Here is a 19,822-nt window from a genome sequence, read left to right on the forward strand (position 1 = left end):
CTCCTTTTTTCTCATGGACGGCCATAGGCACCTTCAATAACGGTGCTTGCCGCTTTGAATGTCCGCCAGCAACTGCTCGGTCACCTGCACATACGTCTGGGTCCCCGGCAGCCAGGCATAGATCGGATCGTCACCGGTTTTAGTCGGGTCGAAGGCTTCGTCCTTGAGGCGGGTCTTCTGGTATTTGAAGGTTCCGGTGGTCTCCATTTTTACCTTCACCCGCAGGAACAACGGCACTGCGTAGGCAGGCATTTGCTGACGGGCGAAGGCCAGCAGTTCACTGAAATCCAGAGTCGCGAGGGATTCGGCAGGCGTGATCGCGGCCATCCCGGCGCGGCCGTTGGTGTTGTGGATTTCCACCCCGTAAGCCACGGCTTCGGAAATATTCGGGTGCTGCAGGAGGATGTTCTCGACCTCAGTGGTCGAGACGTTTTCGCCCTTCCAACGGTAGGTGTCGCCCAAGCGGTCGACGAACTGCGCGTGACCAAAACCGATATTGCGCAGCAGGTCACCGGTGTTGAAGTAACGGTCGCCCTTCTCGAACACGTCGTGGAGCACAACCTTTTCGGTCTTCTGCGGATCGGTGTAGCCGTCCAGCGGCGCCTTGTCGTCGATTTTCGCCAGCAATAGCCCCTGCTCGCCCTTCGCGACTTTGCGCATGAAACCCTCGGCATCGCGAATCGGTGCGCCGCTGTCGTGGTCGTACGCCGCCAACTCCCAGGACATCAGGGAAAAACCGACGGTGTTGTCAAAATTGAGAATGTTGGTGAAGCCGATGTTGCCGTCACTGGCGGCATACAGCTCGCAGATGTGGTTCACCCCGAACCGCGTCTTGAACTCGCTCCATGCGCCGGGGCGCAGGCCGTTGCCGATCATTTTTGTCACGCCGTGTTTGCTGTCGTCGGCACTGGCCGGTTGATCCACCAGGTAGCGGCATAATTCGCCGACGTAACCGAGGGTGGTCGCGCGGTATTTGCGCACGTCGTTCCAGAACTGACTGGCGCTGAACTTGCGACGGATGGCAAACCCCGAGGCGCCGCTGATCGCCGAGCCCCAGCACACGCACAGCCCGGTGGCGTGATAAAGCGGCAAGGTGCAATAAACGATGTCCTCGGGACGCATGTCCAGCGCGATCATGCCGAAGCTTGCGGAGCTGCGCATCCAGCGGCCGTGCTTGAAGATACCGGCCTTGGGCAACCCGGTGGTGCCCGAGGTGTAGATATAGAAGCAAGGATCGTCGAAGAAAATCTGCCGGCTGCTGGCGGGATTGTCACTAGGCTCGTCGACACTGGCAGTCATCAGGTTGATGAAACCGTCGGGCGCAATACCCGGATGGCTGTAGGTGTCTTGATCGGCAACAAACCAGGTGCGCGACGCCTCGATCGACACTCGATCGCGAACCGCAGTAAACGCCGGGACCAGCTCTTCGCCGACAATGATCGCCGCTGGCGCCACCAGGTTCAGGCTGTGCACCAGGGTATCGCGAGTCTGCGAGGTATTGAGCAAGGCACTGATCGCACCGACCTTGGCTACCGCCAAAATCGTCACCAGCAGTTCCGGGCGGTTCTCGATGAACACCGCGACCCCATCGCCCTTGCCAATGCCTTGGGCGATCAAGTGATGAGCGATGCGGTTGGCCCACTGGTTGACCTGTGCATAAGTCAGCAACACGTCGCCGTGCAGCAGCGCCGGGCCGTCGGGATTGCGCGAGGTGGCTTGCTCGAAGCTCCAGCCGAGGCCGCACGGTTGGGTCGGGTCCTTGATGTTGGCGACTTTCATGCCCTTCACCACTCGGGGAATGGTTTTGGCAATGGAAGGCAGCTTGCGGAGCATCATGCCCCAGGTAATCGTGTGGTTCGGCGTGCGGCTCATGTGGCTCCCGTTCGATGTTCTTATTGTCGGGCGGCGGTGATTGATCCCGAAAATACGTCAGCGGTTCTTGAGCTGTACACGCGGTTTTTGAAATGTTTTGTATCCGCGGCCGAGGCGGCGGATAACGTGAACCGCGGCCCGGCCGATTGGTTCCATCCAATCTTCACCGACCACGCAAAATGCAGGATGCACGATGGCCTTTCATGCAGATTGCACGAAAGTAAAAAAACAGTGAAAAACTATCTTGTTGATTTATAAGGACTTTTAAAAAATCTGGTGCTGGCACAATCACTGCAACTACCTCTGCATGCTTGCCATTCAAGAGCTAACGGAGCTGACAGACATGAGCCTGATCCAAGAAAAATTTTCGTCCTTGTTCTCCAACTTCGACGTGACCACCCAGGCACGACCTGACGGTGGCATTCTGCTGACCCTGCGCAGTACCGAAGGTAAAGTCTTCAAACGCTCGATTTCCTACCAGCAATTGCATGCTGGCGATCAGCTGTCGTGGGTGATCAGCGCGATTCGCCGTGACCTTGCCGAACAGGCCAGCGAACTGCCTCAGATCTCGATGCTGCAAAGCCAGCAGCGGTTTGCTTTGCCGACCTACCACTCGGCATAAACCGTTGTGCGCTGCAAACAAACAGGCCGTGCAAGCTTTCGCTTCACGGCCTGAGTTGTTTCTGTAATCCCGCAAATCTGTACCTATAACCTGTAGGAGCGAGGCTTGCCCGCGAAGGCGGTTTGCTATTCAACATTGATGTTGCCTGACATACCGCTTTCGCGAGCAAGCTCTGCTCCTACAGGTCCGGTGTCGTGATCTCAGTCTTCGAGCAGCGGGAAGCGGCTGGCGATGTCATCGCCGGTGAAGTTGGCCTCGCCGCCTTCCGGGCTTTTGCACAGACGGATCGTTATAAAGTGCGGGTGTTCGCCCATGTCGAACCAGTACTTCGTACCGGCCGGTACGATGATCAGGTCATTTTTTTCGCAGAGCACGGCATAGACGTAATCGTCGATGTGCAGGCTGAACAACCCACGACCGGCGACGAAAAATCGTGCTGCGTCTTCGCCATGGCAGTGTTCGTCGAGGAACTTGGCACGCATCTCGGCTGTTTGCGGGTCATCGCTGTTGAGGCTGACCACGTCGATGCTGAGGTAACCGCGCTCGGTCATCAGCTTGTCGATTGGCGCCTGATAAGCGGCAATCATGTCTTCCTGGCTGGCACCCGGCTGGATCTTCGCGGCGGCTTGCCAGCGGTCGAAGCGCACGCCCTGCTCGGCCAGCGTCGAGGCGATGTCTTCGAAATGGGTCAGCACCTTGTTCGGCAGTTCAGGGCTGGAGAGGTGATAAACGGACAGGCTGCTCATGGCGGCAACTCCTTAACGGTTCAACAAGGAGCGCGTCTTCAACTCGCACTCGAACAAAAATTCAAAGGCCTCGATCTGGCGCAGCGCACTGCTCATGCCCTGTCCTCTTGCATACAGGTCGCAATGATAACGGCTGCCGCGAACGCTGCGAGGCTTGCAATACTAAAGGTCAATGTCGCGCCGAGCGCGTTCCAGCTGTAGCCGGAATACAACGCCCCCAAGGCGCCGCCGATGCCGGCCAGCGCCGCGTAAAGCGCCTGGCCCTGCCCTTGCTGGCGCGCGCCAAAACTACGTTGCACGAACTGGATGGCCGCCGCATGAAAGCTGCCGAACGTCGCCGCGTGCAACACTTGGGCAAACAACAGCGCCCAGAGAAACTCGGCGAACGAACCGAGCAGCAACCAGCGCAGCGCCGCCAGCAGGAAACTCGCCAGCAGCACCCGACGCACCGAGAAACGCGCGAGGATCTTGCTCATGGCCAGGAACATCAACACTTCGGCAACTACGCCGACCGCCCAAAGCATGCCGATCAATCCACGGCTGTAACCGAGTCGCTCAAGGTGCAGGGTCAGGAAGGTGTAATACGGACCGTGGCTCATCTGCATCAATGCCACGCAGGCGTAAAACGCCAACACACCGGGGCTGAGCAATTGTTTGAGAAAACCTTCTCCCGTCACTCGATCGCTCTGTGGCGGTTGAGCATTCGGCACCCACAGACTGCTGACCACGATTCCGGCCATGACCAGCACCAGCGCCACCGGATAAATGTTGAGGCTGAGCCATTCAAACAACCGGCCCAGCGCAACCACGGTGATGATGAAACCGATCGAACCCCAGAGCCGGATTTGACTGTAGCGCGACGTCTGCCCCTTCAAATGCGCCAGGGTAATGACTTCGAATTGCGGCAGTACCGCGTGCCAGAAGAAGGCATGCAGGGCCATGACCATTGCCAGCCAGGCGTAGGTCTTGCTGACGAAAATCAGCGAAAACGTCAACAACGTACAGACCGCGCCGAAACGCACGATGGCCAGGCGCCGGCCGGTGTAGTCACCGAGCCAGCCCCAGAGGTTCGGCGCCACGCAGCGCATCAGCATCGGGATCGCCACCAGCTCGCCGATGCGCGCGCTGGAAAAGCCCAGGTGATCGAAGTACAGCGCCAGGAACGGCGCTGTCGAACCGAGCAAGGCGAAATAGAACAGATAGAAACTGGAGAGCCGCCAGTACGGGAGCTCCGCCACGGTGTCAGACCGCAGTGGCCGAAAGGTCAGCCATTAAAGCTGACCCAACACCGGAGTGCTCACGCGCACGTCAAGGTTTTGCCCACGGTGGCGCAGCAGGTGATCCATCAGCACGATGGCCATCATCGCTTCGGCGATCGGCGTGGCGCGGATGCCGACGCACGGGTCATGACGGCCCTTGGTGACGACTTCCACCGGGTTGCCGTGGATGTCGATCGAACGGCCCGGCGTGGTGATGCTCGACGTTGGCTTCAATGCCAGGTGCGCAACGATCGGCTGACCCGACGAAATGCCGCCGAGAATGCCGCCCGCGTTGTTGCTGAGGAAACCTTCCGGGGTCATTTCATCGCGGTGCTCGGTGCCACGCTGGGCAACGCTGGCGAAACCGGCGCCGATTTCCACGCCCTTGACCGCGTTGATGCTCATCAGCGCATGGGCCAGTTCGGCGTCGAGACGGTCGAAAATCGGCTCGCCGAGGCCGGGCATTACGCCTTCAGCGACGACCGTAATTTTCGCGCCGACCGAATCCTGGTCGCGACGAAGCTGGTCCATATAGGCTTCCAGCTCCGGCACCTTGTCCGGATCAGGGCTGAAGAAGGCGTTTTCTTCCACCGAATCCCAAGTCTTGAACGGGATTTCGATCGGGCCAAGCTGGCTCATGTAGCCACGAATGACGATGCCCTGGGTGGCCAGGTATTTCTTCGCAATCGCCCCGGCGGCCACGCGCATCGCGGTTTCACGGGCCGAACTGCGACCGCCACCGCGGTAATCGCGCTCGCCGTATTTGTGGTGGTAGGTGTAATCGGCGTGGGCCGGGCGGAACAGATCCTTGATCGCCGAGTAGTCCTTGGACTTCTGGTCGGTGTTGCGGATCAACAGGCCGATGGAGCAACCGGTGGTGCGACCTTCGAACACGCCGGAGAGGATTTCGACTTCGTCGGCTTCCTGGCGCTGGGTCGTATGGCGGCTGGTGCCGGGTTTGCGGCGATCGAGGTCGCGCTGCAAATCCTCCAGGGAAATCTCCAGACCCGGCGGGCAGCCGTCGACAATGGCGACCAACGCCGGACCATGGCTTTCGCCCGCGGTGGTGACAGTGAACAGCTTGCCGTAGGTATTGCCGGACATGCAGGACGCTCCGTGAAATGAACCTGAATACGTAATGCGCGCCAGTATACGCAGGCTACCCAAGTAGTTCATCCTCGAACCTTATGGGTGCCCGTGAGTCCAACCGGCATCTTGTTCATGATGGCGTGATGATGCTGCGAGTTCTAGCCTTGAGCCTTACCTTGTTTACCGGCTTTGTTCAGGCCACTGTCCTGCAACGGCCGATCAGTCTGGATACCGGCACCGGGGAGCTTTTCGGCTCGCTGTTGCTGCCAAAATCCGACCAGCCTGTGCCGGTTGTCCTGATCATTTCCGGTTCCGGTCCTACAGACCGTGACGGCAATAACCCCGACGGCGGGCGCAATGACAGTCTCAAACGACTGGCCTGGGTGCTGGCCAAACACAACATCGCCAGCGTGCGCTACGACAAGCGCGGCGTGGCGGCAAGCCTGGCGGCCACGCCGGACGAGCGTAATCTGTCGGTGGAGGCGTATGTCGCCGACGCAGAGGCTTGGGGTCAGAAACTCAAAGCCGACCCGCGCTTTGGCCAACTGATTCTGCTGGGGCACAGCGAAGGCGCCTTGATTGCCAGCCTGGCGGCGCCGAGTCTCGATGCTGCGGCGGTGATTTCGATGTCCGGCAGCGCCCGGCCGATCGATCAGGTGCTGCGTCAGCAACTGAGCAATCGCCTGCCACCGCCCCTGTTGCTGCGCAGCAATGAACTGCTCGACAGCCTCAAGGCCGGTCGCACTGACGACAACGTGCCGCCACAGTTACAGGTGATTTTCCGCCCAAGCGTGCAGCCGTACCTGATTTCGCTGTTCCGCCAGGACCCGGCAGCGGCGTTCGCCAAATTGAAAATGCCGGCGCTGATCATCCAGGGCAGCAATGACATCCAGGTCGGTGTCGGTGACGCCAAACTGCTCCAGGCGGCCAAACCGGACGCCGAACTGGCATTGATCGAAGGCATGAACCACGTCATGCGCATCGTGCCCAACGACGTCAAACGGCAGCTGGCTTCTTATAAGGACCCACAATTGCCGCTGGCGGCCGAACTGGGTGCGCGAATCCTCGGGTTTATTGACGGACTTCGTCCCAGTTAAGAAGGGTTTGCCCTCCAGTCCTGAAAAAAACGGCCGATAAGCCTTTGTCGCCAGCGCTATGGCTGGCGGCAAGCAGCGCTTGGACAGGACCTCGCCGTTATGACCGATACCCAGACTTCACCCGACACCACCGCTGAAAAAGAGGCACCGCCAGCGGTCGAGCTGCCGTGGGCGGACGTCCACGCCGAGCACCACAAGATGCTCCGCCTGGCGCCGTTGCAGACCGACCGCAACACCGGGGGGCGGCCACTGCGTTTTGTCGAGTTCGGCTACGCCGAGCGCAACGACAAAGAGCACAGCCTGTTGCGCATGAGCATCACGCTGCCCGGCCAGCGCGTGCGCAAGGAACAGAATCATCTGGACGTGTGGGTCGACCACGCTGAAAAACGCGTGCGTTTCGGTCCCGACAGCGGTTTGCAGATCGAACCGATGAACCGTGGCATCGGGCGGTACATGGCGGCTCAAGGGGTGACCTGGGCGAAGAAGAAATGGCCCGGCTACACCGTCGACGGCAGCGACCTGAACAACAAGGACGCGCTGAACGAAGACACGCGCCTGCGCCGCGATCACTTTCTGCGGATGCACGGTTTCGACGTGGTCTACGCCGACGCCCAGCATTTGAAGGGCAGCGTCAAAGAGGTACAGGTCAGCGACCTGCTGGGTGACTGGAACAGCGAAAAACTGCAGGTGGTGGAAATCCTCGAGGCGGCGCAGATGCTCCAGCAGGCCGAGCAGAATCTGCTCGAGCAGGAGGTGAAGCTGAAGAAACACGAGGAAAAAGTCAGCAAGTACAAGCGCGAAGACGCGGGGTTGCGCTTCACCATTACCTGTCTGGTGGCGTTTGCGGTGTTTCAGGCGGGGTTGTTGATCTGGATTGCAACGCACCGGTAACGGTTTGAGAGCGTGGCGCGGCCTTCGCGGGCAAGCCTCGCTCCTACAGATTATTTGGGCACGCCACAAAACCTGTAGGAGCGAGGCTTGCCCGCGAAGGCGTCCCAAGGTCAGACGCGGGAAGCGAACAATGCCTGGTGATTGCGGCACTGTTCCGCCGTCAGCATGAACACGCCATGCCCGCCGCGCTCGAAATCCAGCCAGGCGAAGTCGACTTCCGGGTACAGCGCTTCAACGTGAACCTGGCTGTTGCCCACCTCGACAATCAACAAGCCCTTCTCGGTCAGGTGATCCGCCGCTTCGGCGAGCATCCGCCGCACCAGGTTCAAGCCATCATCACCGCAGGCCAGGCCCAACTCCGGCTCGTGCTGGTATTCGTCCGGCATGTCGGCGAAATCTTCGGCATCGACGTAAGGCGGGTTCGACACGATCAGGTCGAAACGCTGCCCCGGCAAACCGTCGAAACCATCGCCCTGCACCGTGTACACCCGCTCATCGACGCCATGGCGCTCAATGTTCTGATTGGCCACTTCCAGCGCCTCGAACGACAGATCGGCCAGCACCACTTCGGCGTTCTGGAATTCGTAGGCACAGGCAATGCCGATGCAACCGGACCCGGTGCACAGGTCGAGAATTCGCGCAGGCTCGTTGGCCAGCCACGGCGTAAAACGATTTTCGATCAGCTCGCCAATCGGCGATCGCGGGATCAGCACGCGGTCATCGACGATAAACGACATGCCGCAGAACCACGCTTCACCCAACAGGTAAGCCGTAGGAATGCGCTCTTCGATGCGACGTTTGAGCAGGCGTTGCAGATTGACCAGCTCGTCGTCCTCCAGGTTGCAGTCGAGGTAGCTGTCGGCGATTTCCCACGGCAAGTGCAAGGCACCCAACACCAGTTGACGGGCTTCGTCCCAGGCGTTGTCGGTCCCATGGCCGAAAAACAGATCCTCCCCATGGAAGCGGCTGACGGCCCAACGAATATGGTCGCGCAGGGTACGAAGGCGGGAAGTGATCACGGCAGGCAAACTCCAGAAAAAACGACTGGCGATTCTAACAGCCAAAACGCGCCGCGACGACGCGGGAAACACGCCGAGGCAAATGTAGGACTATTCTATTTTATCGACTGGCCATTGAACAAAACGGACCTATTGACAAGGCTACGGGCCAGCAATGACGGCGCCTACGATAGTAGCGATTCACAGAAGCGCTCAGCCAGAGGACAATGTCGCAAAAGCCCCACCCGAAGGAGCCCCAGAATGTCCGTTCCACAAACGATGTTTCAACTCAGCGGCCGCGGTTATGCAGCAGCCAAACTGGGTCACGCGACCCTTGTCATCATCGATGCCCAGAAAGAATACCTTAGCGGCCCCCTGGCCCTGAGCGGCATGGATGCTGCCGTCGCGAACATCAAGCAACTGGTGGCCGCTGCCCGTGCCGCCCACCGGCCGATTGTGCATGTCAGCCATCTCGGCACAGTCGGCGGGTTGTTCGACCCACGTGGCGAGCGCGGGCAATTCATTCCCGGGCTGGAGCCGCTGGACGGTGAAATCAGAATTGAAAAAATCCTGCCCAGTGCATTCCATGGCACGGACCTGAAAAAGCGCCTGGAAGAACTGGGCTCGGTGGACCTGGTCGTGTGCGGTTTCATGAGCCACTCCAGTGTCAGTACCACCGTGCGTGCGGCGAAAAACCTGGGTTTTCGCTGCACCCTTGTTGAAGACGCCTGCGCTACCCGCGACTTGCCCTACAAAGGCAAGGTCCTCAGCGCCGAGCACGTTCAACAGACCGAAATGGCAATCATGGCGGACAATTTTGCAGTCGTTGCCCTGACGCAAGAGTTGATCTGATCGACCTTCGGTGAGCGGTGCCTGCCGCCGCTCATCCGTAAAAGCCTATCATTTGCTGTAATTGTCTTAGCCTCAGGAACATCCCGGTCAACTCCCGGTCGAAGGGCCGATACCCATTGAGGAAGGTCGGAATGAAGTTATCCGATGGTTTTGACGCTCGCCGCTTGCGGCCCAAAGGCCAACGCAACTGGCGTTTTCGAATCGGCGCAGCGATTGCGGCGTTGCTGGCAATGTGCGGCGTATTGCTCGCCATGGCCGGTGCTGCCAGCCTGCTCGGCCACGCACCCGCCCTGGGTGAGTTGAACACCAACCGGACCGGTTCGGCGGTGATTCTGGCGATCGGCCTGTTCGTGCTGTACATCGGCGTGTGGCTGTGGCGTCGTTGCCGGCGCCGTTCGCGTCAATCGCGCGAGCTGAACATTTCCCCGCACCTGATGAAAAAACACGACTGAGCCGAACGCTTCGCGTTTTCTCGCGCCTCATTCGTCTCGAGTTGGGTAAACTGGCCGCCCTTCGCGGAGGCTGACATGCAAGACGACGATTTTTCCCTGTTCAAAAGCGCGATCCAAGGCGTCAAGCCGATCAAGCACGATCGCGCCGAAACCGGCAAACCCAAAGCTGACCGCGCGCAGATCGCCAAACTGCGTCAGGCCGCCACCGTACGCACCGATGCCACCACCGTTGACGGCCTGTCCGATCAATTCGTGATCGACGTCGGCCCGGAAGACGAGCTGATGTGGGCACGCGACGGTGTTCAGGAAAGCCAGATGCGCAAGCTCAAGATCGGACAGATTCCGTTCGAAGGCAGCCTGGACCTGCATGGCATGAACATGGAAAAGGCCCGGGAAACCCTCTGGGCCTTTCTGGCCGAAGCGACCAAATTCGAAATCCGCTGCGTGCGCGTCACCCACGGCAAAGCCGTGCGTCTGGACGGCAAGCGCCCGATGATCAAAAGCCACGTCAACACCTGGCTGCGCCAGCATTCCCAAGTGCTCGGCTTCACTTCGTGCCAGGCCAGACACGGCGGCGCCGGCGCTGTTTATGTGATGCTTAAACGAACCATGATGGAAGGCCGCGACGAGTAAAGCTGTCGCTTCACGCTTGCAGCGCCGTGTCCGCCACCGTACCCTTGCCCTTTGCGTAAAATCCCACAGGTAGTTTCATGTCCCTGGAACAGAATTACACCGCGATTCTCGGCCAACTGGGCGAGGACGTCTCCCGCGAGGGCCTGCTCGACACGCCAAAACGTGCCGCCAAAGCCATGCAGTACCTCTGCCGCGGTTATGAACAGACGCTGGAAGAAGTCACCAACGGTGCCTTGTTCAGCTCCGATAACAGCGAAATGGTGCTGGTGAAGGACATCGAGCTCTACTCGCTGTGCGAACACCACCTGTTGCCGTTCATCGGCAAGGCCCACGTCGCCTACATCCCGAGCGGCAAGGTGTTGGGGCTGTCGAAAGTCGCGCGGATCGTCGATATGTACGCCCGTCGCCTGCAGATCCAGGAAAACCTCAGCCGCCAGATCGCCGATGCGGTCCAGCAAGTCACCGGCGCCCTGGGCGTTGCGGTGGTGATCGAGGCCAAGCACATGTGCATGATGATGCGCGGTGTCGAGAAACAGAATTCGTCGATGATCACCTCGGTGATGCTCGGTGAGTTCCGCGAAAACGCGGCGACCCGCAGCGAGTTTCTCAGCCTGATCAAGTAAAATGCGCCACGAAGAAAACCGGCACTCATCGCCGGTTTTTTTTCGTCGGTGAAAAATCAGGTAAGCTGCGCGCCTTCTTTCGCCCCGTGAGGCTTATACCGTGTTCGTAAAAGCGCTTCGTGTCGGCCTTGGCCAACTGATCATCTTCATCGACTTCATCACCCGCCCCGGCAAGAAGCAGCGCCCGGCCGAGGCTCAGGCCAAGGTCAATACGGCCGCCAAGGACCTGACCCTGTATCAGTTTCACGCCTGCCCGTTCTGCGTGAAAACCCGCCGCACCCTGCGCCGTTTGAACGTGCCGGTGGCGTTGTGCGATGCGAAGAACAACGAGCAGGACCGCCAGGCGCTGCTGGAACAGGGTGGCAAGATCAAGGTGCCGTGCCTGCGCATCGAAGAGAATGGGCAGACCACGTGGATGTATGAGTCCAAGGTGATTATTGATTACCTGGATAAGCGGTTTGCGGCGGCCTGATGGTTTTGTGGTGTGATTGAGGGCCCCTTCGCGGGCAAGCCTCGCTCCTACAAGGATAGCGAATACCTGTAGGAGCGAGGCTTGCCCGCGAAGACGTCCGCCCAGACACCACAAATCCCAGACAAAAATAAACCGGCCCTTGCGCCGGTTTTTTTGTTTCTGCTCTCAGGCCGCCAATCTTGTTCTGGGGGAGAACCAACAGACTCTGTGACCTTGAGTCAGTCTTCGCGGGCAAGCCTCGCTCCTACAGGGTAATGCGCGACTCTTGTAGGAGCGAGGCTTGCCCGCGAAGGCGATATATCCCTATTGCCAAACTTTTCGTCTACAAAATCAAAAACATTATTTGCTTTATTTGTATACAAAAGCATAATCCACTTCGTGCGAGTTCCTGACCAAGCGGTCAACAAATTCGCAAGTGCCTCAAAGGGCCGCTGCCACCCTCATGGGTCCGGCCCTGGAAATAACAATAAAACTCTTGAGGAGTACTCGCTGTGGAAAGCCGCAAATCCGAAGCCCCGACGCTGGAACTCTCGCCGCCGATACGCAATGGCTGGCTGGAGCGCATCTTCAAACTCACCTTGCATGGCACCACGGTGAAGACCGAGCTGATTGCCGGTCTGACAACCTTTATCACCATGGCCTACATCATCTTCGTCAACCCCAACATCATGGCCGACGCCGGGATCGATCACGGTGCCGCGTTCGTCGCCACCTGCATCGCCGCCGCGCTGGGTTGCCTGTTGATGGGCCTGTACGCCAACTGGCCGGTCGGCCTGGCGCCGGGCATGGGCTTGAACGCTTTCTTCACTTACACCGTGGTCGGCACCATGGGCTACAACTGGGAAACCGCCCTCGGTGCGGTATTTGTGTCCGGTGTGTTGTTCATGATCCTGACGTTCTCGCGGATCCGTGAATGGCTGCTCAACAGTATTCCGGTAAGTCTGCGCTTCGCCATGGGCGCCGGCGTGGGCCTGTTCCTCGGGCTGATCGGCTTGAAAACCGCGGGCATCGTCGTCGATAGCCCGGCCACCTTGATCAAACTCGGTTCCCTGCGCGAGCCTGGCCCATTGCTCGCAGCCATCTGCTTCCTGATGATCGCCGTGCTCAGCTACCACAAAGTGTTCGGTGCGATCCTCATCAGCATCATCACCGTGACCCTCGCCGGCTGGGGCCTGGGCCTCGTCCACTACGAGGGCATCATGTCGGCCCCGCCGAGCCTGGCACCGACCTGGATGGCGATGAACATCGCCGGTGTGTTCAACGTCAGCATGATCAGCGTGGTATTGGCCTTCCTCTTTGTGCACATGTTCGACACCGCGGGCACCCTGATGGGCGTCGCCCAGCGCGCCAACCTGGTGAACGCTGACGGGCGGATCGAAAACCTTTCCCGCGCCATGAAAGCCGACAGTGCTTCCAGCGTATTCGGGGCGATGGTCGGTGTTCCGCCGGTGACCAGCTACGTGGAAAGTGCCGCCGGTGTCGCCGCGGGTGGTCGGACTGGTCTTACCGCAGTGACCGTAGGTGTGCTATTTATTGCAGCCATGTTTTTCGCACCGCTGGCGGGCATGATCCCCGCTTACGCAACCGCCGGTGCGCTGATTTATGTGGCGATGCTGATGATGGGCGGCATGAAGCACATCGAATGGGACGAAGCCACCGACAGCATTCCGGCCATCGTGACCGCGATCATGATGCCCCTGACCTTCTCGGTCGCCGACGGCATCGCGCTGGGCTTTATCACTTACGTGGTGCTGAAGGCCTTCACCGGTAAGCACAAGGAAATTTCCGTCAGTCTGTGGGTGCTCTGCGCGATCTTCATTGCCAAGTTCATTTTCTTGTAAGCGGTAGACGTTTCAAAACAGCCTCACCCCTGTCGGGTGGGGCTTTTGCACAAATGGAGGAAAGTGATGAGTCTGGAAACCTGGCTGCTGTTCAGCGGCGCTGCGCTGGTGGTGATCCTGATCCCGGGGCCCCTGTCTTTGCTGATGATCAGCAACAGTCTGAATTACGGTTTGCGCCGTTCTTATCCGGCGTTTCTGGGGGGCGTGATTGCCTCGATCTGCTTGCTCAGTGCCTCGGCGCTGGGCTTGGGCGCGTTGTTGCTGGCGTCGGAACAGCTGTTCAGCGCGCTGAAAATCGTCGGTGCGCTGTACCTGTTCTACCTCGCCTGGCAGAGCTGGCAGCAATCGCGCCTGCCTTCGGTGGGCGCCGAAGTGCCCCAGGCTGCGCCGGTGCCGCGCTTTCGCGCACTGTTTGGACGCGCCTTTGTGTTGGGCGCGAGTAACCCGAAAGACATCTTGTTCTTCGCCGCGTTTCTGCCGCAGTTCTTGAGCGCCGAGCAGCCGTTCCTGCCGCAATTGCTGGTGATGATCGCGACCTGGACGGTGCTCGATTTGCTGTGCAAGTTGGCGTATGGGCTGGGCGCGCATGGTGCGGCGCGGTATCTGCGCAGTGGCAAGGGGCAGAGTTGGTTTAACCGGGTGAGTGCGGGGTTGTTCAGTGGTGCGGGCGCGGCATCATTGCTGAGCCGTTAAGAGCTTCGCGGGCAAGCCTCGCTCCTACAGGTTTTGAGTCGCTCCGGCGGCATAAATCCTGTAGGAGCGAGGCTTGCCCGCGAAGGGGCCCTCCCGGACACCACACTTGCAACAGACAAAAAAAAGCCCGCAGTGTGAGCGGGCAAAAGACCAAAGAAGCTCTATGCGCAGTCGCTTCCAGGTTGAGGCAGCTGCTTGGGGGATCAGCTGCCGCGGTACGTGGAATAGCTGTACGGCGAAATCAGCAGCGGTACATGGTAGTGATCCTGTTCCGCAGAGATGCCAAAACGCAGCACCACCACGTCCAGGAACGCCGGTTCCGGCAGCTGAACGCCACGGGCGCGGTAGTAATCGCCCGCATGAAACTGAACCTGATAGACCCCGGAGCGGTAGTCATCGCCTTGCAGCAGCGGTGCATCGACACGGCCATCGCTGTTGGTGATCGCGCTGGCGACCAGTTCCAGTTGCGAACCTTCAACGCGGTACAACTCGACCTTGATCGAGCTGCCCGGGCAACCGTGTGCAGCGTCTAAAACGTGTGTAGTCAAACGTCCCATTGATTCTGCGCGCCTGCCTGCGTGGAGCAGTCAGACCTCGCGCCTCCCGAAGTCAGTTGAAAAGGAGACCGCACCGTTTCGGAGCACGAAACGCTGCGGCGAGCGATTGATTAAGACACTTTTCAAAAAAATTGTACACAATAAAAACGACATTTTTCTGCCCGCCCTTTCCATCCACGGATTCCCCTGCGATTTCCCAGCAAACCGCCCAGTGATTGAACCCTGCAACCATTAGCTGACCAGTCAGGCAGGTTTCTTGCAGGTTCATGCGAATAGCAGGGAAAGATGACCGTTAACGAAAAATGCAAAAATTCAGGCTTACAAAGTGAATATAAAGTTGTATACAATCAGCCCATCGCTGTGACGCCAGCCTTGGATCTCATCGCCAGGCCGCTCACACACACCGTCAACACGAATAAGAAGGAAGACTGCAGTGAGCGCTGACTACCCACGCGACCTGATCGGTTACGGCAGTAACCCTCCTCACCCACACTGGCCGGGCAATGCCCGCATTGCCTTGTCCTTCGTGCTCAATTACGAAGAAGGCGGCGAGCGCAATATCCTGCACGGCGATAAAGAATCCGAAGCCTTCCTTTCGGAGATGGTCTCGGCGCAGCCGCTGCAAGGCGCGCGCAACATGAGCATGGAATCCCTTTACGAGTATGGCAGCCGTGCCGGCGTCTGGCGGATTCTGAAACTGTTCAAGGAATTCGACATTCCGCTGACCATCTTCGCCGTGGCCATGGCCGCCCAGCGCCACCCGGACGTGATCCGCGCGATGGTCGATGCCGGCCACGAGATCTGCAGCCACGGCTACCGCTGGATCGACTACCAGTACATGGATGAAGCGCAGGAACGCGAGCACATGCTCGAAGCGATCCGCGTCCTCACCGAAATCACCGGCGAACGCCCACTGGGCTGGTACACCGGCCGCACCGGCCCGAACACCCGTCGGTTGGTGATGGAAGAAGGCGGTTTCCTCTACGACTGCGACACCTACGACGACGACCTGCCCTACTGGGAACCGAACAACCCGACCGGCAAGCCGCACCTGGTGATCCCGTACACCCTGGACACCAACGACATGCGCTTCACCCAGGTCCAGGGTTTCAACAAGGGTGACGATTTCTTCGAGTACCTCAAAGACGCGTTCGACGTGCTGTACGCCGAAGGTGCCGAAGCGCCGAAGATGCTGTCGATCGGTCTGCACTGCCGCCTGATCGGCCGTCCGGCGCGCCTGGCCTCGCTCAAGCGCTTTATCGAATACGCTAGAAGTCATGAACAGGTGTGGTTCAGCCGTCGCGTCGACATCGCTCGCCACTGGCACGAAACCCACCCGTACCAAGGGGCCGCGAAATGAGCGCCTTTCAAACCTTGAAACCCTCGACCTTGAGCCGCGACGCCTTCGTCAAAGCCTTCGCCGACATCTACGAACATTCGCCATGGGTGGCCGAGAAGGCCTTCGACCTGGGCCAGGACGCTTCGATCGACCAGATCGAAACCTTGCACCAGCGCATGAGCGACATCCTGTTGAGCGCCGATCATCAAAGCCAATTGGCCCTGATCAACGCTCACCCGGACCTGGCAGGCCGTGCGGCCGTCCAGGGCCAACTCACCGAAGCCAGCACGAATGAACAGGCTGGCGCCGGTATTCACCAATGCACGGCCGAAGAGTTTCAACGCTTCACCGAGCTGAACGACGCCTACAAAGCCAAGTTCAAGTTTCCCTTCATCATGGCGGTAAAAGGCAGCAACCGGCATCAGATCCTCGCGGCGTTCGAAACGCGCATTCACAACTCGGCAGAAACCGAATTCAAGTGCGCGCTGGCGGAGATCAACAAGATCGCCCTGTTCCGTTTACTGACCCTATAGCGAGCCTTGCCCGAGCGACATTGAACGCATACATCGCCCAGGGCACTGCAAGCATCCCAAGCCAACTTATTAAAGGCAGACAAGAAGAATGAAAGCTTACGCCGTACCTTTCGAGAAGTTCGTCAACCTGGCCGACGCCCGCCTGGGCACCAAAATCATCTCGGTCACCGATGACTGGTTCGCTGATGCCAACCGCCTGTTCCAGCCGACCCCGGCGGTGTGGAAGGAGGGCGTGTTCGATGACAACGGCAAGTGGATGGACGGCTGGGAGTCGCGCCGCAAGCGCTTCGAAGGCTACGACAGCGCTGTGATCCGCCTGGGTGTACCGGGTTCGATCAAAGGCGTGGACATCGACACTTCATTCTTCACCGGCAACTTCCCGCCGTCGGCTTCGCTGGAAGCCTGCTTCCTCGCGTCGGGCGAGCCGGACGACAACACCCAGTGGACTGAAGTGCTGTCCGCCGTCGAGTTGCAAGGCAACAGCCATCACTACCACGAAATCAGCAACGACCAGGCGTTCAGTCACCTGCGTTTCAACATCTACCCGGACGGTGGCGTGGCCCGTCTGCGTGTCTACGGTATTCCGTTCCGCGACTGGTCCGCTGTGGGTGACAACGAGCAAGTCGATTTGGCTGCAGCCCTGAACGGTGGCCGCGCCCTCGCCTGCTCCGACGAACACTTCGGTCGCATGAGCAACATCCTCAACCCGGGCCGTGGCATCAACATGGGCGACGGCTGGGAAACCGCGCGTCGTCGGACGCCGGGCAATGACTGGGTGATCGTCGCGCTGGGTCATGCCGGCGAGATCGAGAAAGTCATCGTCGACACCCTGCACTTCAAGGGCAACTACCCGGACACGTGCTCGATCCAGGGCGCGTTCGTGAAGGGCGGCACCGACAGCCAGATCGAAACCCAATCGTTGTTCTGGCGCGAACTGCTGCCGGCGCAGAAACTGGAAATGCACGCCGAACACACCTTCGCCGAGCAGATCAAGGCGCTGGGCCCGATCACCCACATCCGCCTGAACGTGTTCCCGGACGGCGGTGTGAGCCGCCTGCGGGTATTGGGCAAGGTCGCTAAGTAATGCTGAGCCTGTAGGAGCGAGCTTGCTCGCGAAAAACTCAAGGACACCGCGTTCATCCTGGATGCACGCGTTATCGTTGACGACCATCGCGAGCAAGCTCGCTCCTACAAAGAATCATCAACATCAACACAGATTAAGAAGAACAGCATGCGCACACTGACGATTGAACCGCTGACCAAAGAAGCCTTCGCCCCTTTCGGTGACGTGATCGAAACCGACGGCAGCGATCACTTCATGATCAACAACGGTTCGACCCTGCGCTTTCATAAACTGGCGACGGTGGAAACCGCCACGCCAGAAGATAACGCGATCATCAGCATCTTCCGCGCCGACGCGCAGGACATGCCGCTGACCGTGAGCATGCTGGAGCGTCACCCGCTGGGCAGCCAGGCGTTCATTCCGCTGCTCGGCAACCCCTTTCTGATCGTGGTCGCGCCACTTGGCGATGAACCTGTATCAGGCTTGGTCCGCGCCTTCGTCACCAACGGCAGGCAGGGCATTAATTACCATCGCGGCGTTTGGCACCATCCGGTGCTGACGATCGAAAAGCGGGATGACTTCCTGGTGGTTGATCGCAGTGGCACAGGCAATAACTGCGATGAGCATTTTTTCAAAGAGGATGAGCGTTTGATCCTTGCCCCCCACCAATAAGAGAAGGTCCGATCACTCGACAACAAGAGTGACGGGCGAGAGGTAAAGACTGTGGAAGCACATCTGTTGGAATGGCTGAACCTGAGCGTGCGCTGGGTTCATATGATTACTGGTGTGGCCTGGATCGGCGCATCGTTCTACTTCGTCTGGCTGGAAAACAACCTCAATCGGGTCAATCCGAAAAGCGGTCTGGCGGGCGATTTGTGGGCGATCCACGGCGGCGGTATCTACCACCTGGAAAAATACAAACTGGCCCCACCGACCATGCCGGACAACCTGCACTGGTTCAAATGGGAAGCCTACTTCACCTGGATGTCGGGGATCGCGCTGCTGTGCGTGGTGTTCTACTCCAACCCGACGCTGTACCTGCTGGCACCGGGCAGCAGCCTGACCGGCCCTGAAGGGGTTGCCCTGGGCATCGCCTCGTTGTTCGTCGGCTGGTTCGTCTACTCCTTCCTCTGCGACTCGGCCCTGGGCAAACGCCCTGCCCTGCTCGGCTTCATCCTGTTCGTGCTGATCATCGGCGCCGCCTACGGCTTCAGCAAAGTGTTCAGCGGTCGCGGTGCTTATCTGCACGTCGGCGCGATCATCGGCACCATCATGGTCGGCAACGTGTTCCGCATCATCATGCCGGCGCAGCGCGCACTGGTGGCGGCGATTGCCGAGAACCGCACGCCCGATCCGGCACTGCCGGCCAAAGGCTTGCTGCGTTCGCGGCACAACAACTACTTCACCTTGCCGGTGCTGTTCATCATGATCAGCAACCACTTCCCGAGCACCTACGGCAGCCAATACAACTGGCTGATCCTGGCCGGGATCGCGGTGCTGGCGGTGTTGGTGCGTCACTACTTCAACACCCGTCATGACAGCCACAAGTTCGCCTGGACCTTGCCCGTTGCGGCAGTGGGCATGATCTGCCTGGCTTACGTGACTGGCCCGGCGCAGATGCCTGGCGCACCTGAAGTGGCGAAGGCGCCTGGCACCATCGAGTACCAGCCGTTGCCGGAAACGGCCTTGGGTGGTGGCTTGAAACCGGCTGAAGCAAAACCTGCGGAAGCGCCTGCTGCCGCACCGGCGCAAGCGTCCAACGCCGGCCCTGGTTTCGACAAAGTACACAGCGTGATTCAGGAACGTTGCGCGGTGTGCCATTCGGCCAAACCGACCAGCCCGTTGTTCAGCGCGGCCCCGGCCGGTGTGATGTTCGACACCCCCGAGCAGATCCGCCAGAACGCAGCGCGCATCCAGGCGCAGGCCGTCACCAGCCAGATCATGCCACTGGGCAACATCACCCAGATGACCCAGCAGGAACGTGACCTGATCGGCGCGTGGATTGTTCAGGGTGCTCCGACCAATTAAATAGCAAAAGCTTCGCGGGCAACCCCTACCTACAGGTACGACACATACCCTGTGGGAGCGGGCTTGCTCGCGAAAGCGTCGGGTCAGTCAACAGTGATGTTGAATCCAATGGCCTCTTCGCGAGCAAGCCCGCTCCCACAAGATGGCGTGCTGCAAAAATCA

General features: G+C 59.5%; 22 protein-coding genes and 1 pseudogene. 15 read left to right on the forward strand and 8 right to left on the reverse strand.

What is annotated here, in order from left to right; translation table 11 throughout:
• Positions 1–33 precede the first annotated feature (33 nt).
• Positions 34–1,872, reverse strand: coding sequence for a long-chain-acyl-CoA synthetase (locus ACIPL2_RS17165; protein WP_401358099.1), 1,839 nt, complete (start codon positions 1,870–1,872; stop codon positions 34–36).
• A gap of 343 nt (positions 1,873–2,215) precedes the next feature.
• Between ACIPL2_RS17165 and ACIPL2_RS17170 the strand changes: the two genes are divergently transcribed.
• Entirely contained in the window at positions 2,216–2,494 is a 279-nt protein-coding gene (locus tag ACIPL2_RS17170; RefSeq protein ID WP_401358101.1) for a DUF3509 domain-containing protein, read from the forward strand.
• 200 nt (positions 2,495–2,694) lie between these two features.
• On the opposite strand, the gene ACIPL2_RS17175 is transcribed toward ACIPL2_RS17170, so the two are convergent.
• The 4 genes and pseudogenes from ACIPL2_RS17175 to aroC all read right to left on the reverse strand — a co-directional run bounded on the left by ACIPL2_RS17175 (position 2,695) and on the right by aroC (position 5,603).
• The gene (locus ACIPL2_RS17175; RefSeq protein ID WP_401358102.1) at positions 2,695–3,240 is read right to left on the reverse strand and encodes a 1,2-dihydroxy-3-keto-5-methylthiopentene dioxygenase; all 546 of its coding nucleotides are present in this window, start codon (positions 3,238–3,240) and stop codon (positions 2,695–2,697) included.
• A 12-nt stretch (positions 3,241–3,252) separates the two neighbouring features.
• Positions 3,253–3,357, reverse strand: a pseudogene (locus ACIPL2_RS17180) (methylthioribulose-1-phosphate dehydratase); the annotation flags it as partial.
• On the reverse strand, positions 3,333–4,478 hold the full coding sequence (locus ACIPL2_RS17185) for an MFS transporter (protein WP_401358104.1): 1,146 nt from the start codon (positions 4,476–4,478) through the stop codon (positions 3,333–3,335). The gene ACIPL2_RS17185 and the pseudogene ACIPL2_RS17180, both read right to left, overlap by 25 nt.
• 33 nt (positions 4,479–4,511) lie before the next feature.
• The gene (gene aroC / locus ACIPL2_RS17190; RefSeq protein ID WP_401358106.1) at positions 4,512–5,603 is read right to left on the reverse strand and encodes a chorismate synthase; all 1,092 of its coding nucleotides are present in this window, start codon (positions 5,601–5,603) and stop codon (positions 4,512–4,514) included.
• Between the two features lie 83 nt (positions 5,604–5,686).
• Here aroC and ACIPL2_RS17195 point away from each other — a divergent pair, with 83 nt between their 5' ends.
• Both ACIPL2_RS17195 and ACIPL2_RS17200 read left to right on the forward strand, forming a co-directional pair.
• On the forward strand, positions 5,687–6,685 hold the full coding sequence (locus ACIPL2_RS17195) for an alpha/beta hydrolase (protein ID WP_401358108.1): 999 nt from the start codon (positions 5,687–5,689) through the stop codon (positions 6,683–6,685).
• Between the two features lie 99 nt (positions 6,686–6,784).
• Positions 6,785–7,576, forward strand: coding sequence for a hypothetical protein (locus ACIPL2_RS17200; protein WP_401358109.1), 792 nt, complete (start codon positions 6,785–6,787; stop codon positions 7,574–7,576).
• A 110-nt stretch (positions 7,577–7,686) separates the two neighbouring features.
• Here the strand turns inward: ACIPL2_RS17200 and prmB are convergent, their stop codons facing one another.
• Positions 7,687–8,595, reverse strand: a complete 909-nt coding sequence (prmB, locus tag ACIPL2_RS17205) for a 50S ribosomal protein L3 N(5)-glutamine methyltransferase (RefSeq protein WP_401358110.1) — start codon at positions 8,593–8,595, stop codon at positions 7,687–7,689.
• Positions 8,596–8,835: 240 nt separating this feature from the next.
• On the opposite strand from prmB, the gene ACIPL2_RS17210 reads away from it, so the two are divergent.
• The 7 genes from ACIPL2_RS17210 to ACIPL2_RS17240 all read left to right on the forward strand — a co-directional run bounded on the left by ACIPL2_RS17210 (position 8,836) and on the right by ACIPL2_RS17240 (position 14,140).
• On the forward strand, positions 8,836–9,426 hold the full coding sequence (locus ACIPL2_RS17210; protein ID WP_401358111.1) for a cysteine hydrolase family protein: 591 nt from the start codon (positions 8,836–8,838) through the stop codon (positions 9,424–9,426).
• Positions 9,427–9,557: 131 nt separating this feature from the next.
• Positions 9,558–9,878 carry a hypothetical protein gene (locus ACIPL2_RS17215; RefSeq protein WP_401358112.1) on the forward strand — a complete coding sequence of 107 codons (321 nt, stop codon included), beginning with the start codon at positions 9,558–9,560 and terminating at the stop codon, positions 9,876–9,878.
• Positions 9,879–9,953: 75 nt separating this feature from the next.
• Positions 9,954–10,511, forward strand: coding sequence for a Smr/MutS family protein (locus ACIPL2_RS17220; protein ID WP_401358113.1), 558 nt, complete (start codon positions 9,954–9,956; stop codon positions 10,509–10,511).
• A 77-nt stretch (positions 10,512–10,588) separates the two neighbouring features.
• The gene (gene folE / locus ACIPL2_RS17225) at positions 10,589–11,134 is read left to right on the forward strand and encodes a GTP cyclohydrolase I FolE (protein ID WP_003204506.1); all 546 of its coding nucleotides are present in this window, start codon (positions 10,589–10,591) and stop codon (positions 11,132–11,134) included.
• A gap of 100 nt (positions 11,135–11,234) precedes the next feature.
• Positions 11,235–11,606 carry a glutathione S-transferase N-terminal domain-containing protein gene (locus ACIPL2_RS17230; protein ID WP_401358115.1) on the forward strand — a complete coding sequence of 124 codons (372 nt, stop codon included), beginning with the start codon at positions 11,235–11,237 and terminating at the stop codon, positions 11,604–11,606.
• A gap of 491 nt (positions 11,607–12,097) precedes the next feature.
• Positions 12,098–13,447, forward strand: coding sequence for an NCS2 family permease (locus ACIPL2_RS17235; RefSeq protein ID WP_401358116.1), 1,350 nt, complete (start codon positions 12,098–12,100; stop codon positions 13,445–13,447).
• 66 nt (positions 13,448–13,513) lie between these two features.
• Entirely contained in the window at positions 13,514–14,140 is a 627-nt protein-coding gene (locus tag ACIPL2_RS17240; protein ID WP_401358118.1) for a LysE family translocator, read from the forward strand.
• A gap of 203 nt (positions 14,141–14,343) precedes the next feature.
• Here ACIPL2_RS17240 and uraH read toward each other — a convergent pair whose 3' ends face one another.
• The gene (gene uraH, locus ACIPL2_RS17245) at positions 14,344–14,697 is read right to left on the reverse strand and encodes a hydroxyisourate hydrolase (RefSeq protein ID WP_010456673.1); all 354 of its coding nucleotides are present in this window, start codon (positions 14,695–14,697) and stop codon (positions 14,344–14,346) included.
• A gap of 52 nt (positions 14,698–14,749) precedes the next feature.
• Entirely contained in the window at positions 14,750–14,965 is a 216-nt protein-coding gene (locus tag ACIPL2_RS17250) for a hypothetical protein (protein WP_401358120.1), read from the reverse strand.
• 165 nt (positions 14,966–15,130) lie between these two features.
• On the opposite strand from ACIPL2_RS17250, the gene puuE reads away from it, so the two are divergent.
• From puuE to ACIPL2_RS17275, 5 genes are all read left to right on the forward strand, one after another.
• Entirely contained in the window at positions 15,131–16,057 is a 927-nt protein-coding gene (gene puuE, locus ACIPL2_RS17255) for an allantoinase PuuE (RefSeq protein WP_401358122.1), read from the forward strand.
• The gene (gene uraD / locus ACIPL2_RS17260) at positions 16,054–16,569 is read left to right on the forward strand and encodes a 2-oxo-4-hydroxy-4-carboxy-5-ureidoimidazoline decarboxylase (protein WP_401358123.1); all 516 of its coding nucleotides are present in this window, start codon (positions 16,054–16,056) and stop codon (positions 16,567–16,569) included. Before puuE ends, uraD begins: the two co-directional genes overlap by 4 nt.
• Before the next feature lie 88 nt (positions 16,570–16,657).
• Positions 16,658–17,653, forward strand: coding sequence for an allantoicase (gene alc, locus ACIPL2_RS17265; RefSeq protein WP_059404692.1), 996 nt, complete (start codon positions 16,658–16,660; stop codon positions 17,651–17,653).
• Between the two features lie 147 nt (positions 17,654–17,800).
• A complete protein-coding gene (locus tag ACIPL2_RS17270; protein WP_401358125.1) occupies positions 17,801–18,304 on the forward strand; it encodes an ureidoglycolate lyase in 504 nt (167 codons plus the stop codon).
• Positions 18,305–18,355: 51 nt separating this feature from the next.
• Positions 18,356–19,660 carry a urate hydroxylase PuuD gene (locus ACIPL2_RS17275; protein ID WP_401358126.1) on the forward strand — a complete coding sequence of 435 codons (1,305 nt, stop codon included), beginning with the start codon at positions 18,356–18,358 and terminating at the stop codon, positions 19,658–19,660.
• The last annotated feature ends 162 nt before the right edge of the window (positions 19,661–19,822 follow it).

The organism is Pseudomonas sp. NPDC086251 (assembly GCF_044746405.1).
In the GTDB taxonomy this organism is placed as follows: Bacteria; Pseudomonadota; Gammaproteobacteria; order Pseudomonadales; family Pseudomonadaceae; genus Aquipseudomonas.